The organism is Allobosea sp. ASV33 (genome assembly GCF_016428755.1).
Classification (GTDB): Bacteria; Pseudomonadota; Alphaproteobacteria; order Rhizobiales; family Beijerinckiaceae; genus Allobosea.
The window spans coordinates 1-302 of sequence record NZ_JAELTI010000347.1 but is presented as its reverse complement, the minus strand read 5'-3'; the positions used below and the strand labels follow the sequence as shown (position 1 = coordinate 302).

Annotated in this window: 1 pseudogene; it reads left to right on the top strand. The window is 75.8% G+C overall.

The features are described from left to right. Positions 1-178: 178 nt before the first annotated feature. A pseudogene (locus JHD80_RS29200) lies at positions 179-302 on the top strand (hypothetical protein); the annotation flags it as partial.

Below are 302 nucleotides of genomic sequence, written 5' to 3'. Positions count from 1 at the left end.
CCCCCCCCCCCCCCCCCCCCCCCCCCCCCCCCCCCCCCCCCCCCCCCCCCCCCCCCCCCCCCCCCCCCCCCCCCCCCCCCCCCCCCCCCCCCCCCCCCCCCTCTTTTCAAGCCGAAGACGGCATACGAGATCGCGCCTAGAGTCTCGTGGGCTCGGAGATGTGTATAAGAGACAGGCCTTCACCATCGCCTATGTCATCGAGGCGAAGCCGCATCCGAACGCCGACCGCCTGCGCGTCTGCATGGTCGATACCGGCGCGGGCGAACCCGTGCAGGTCGTCTGCGGCGCGCCGAACGCCCGCA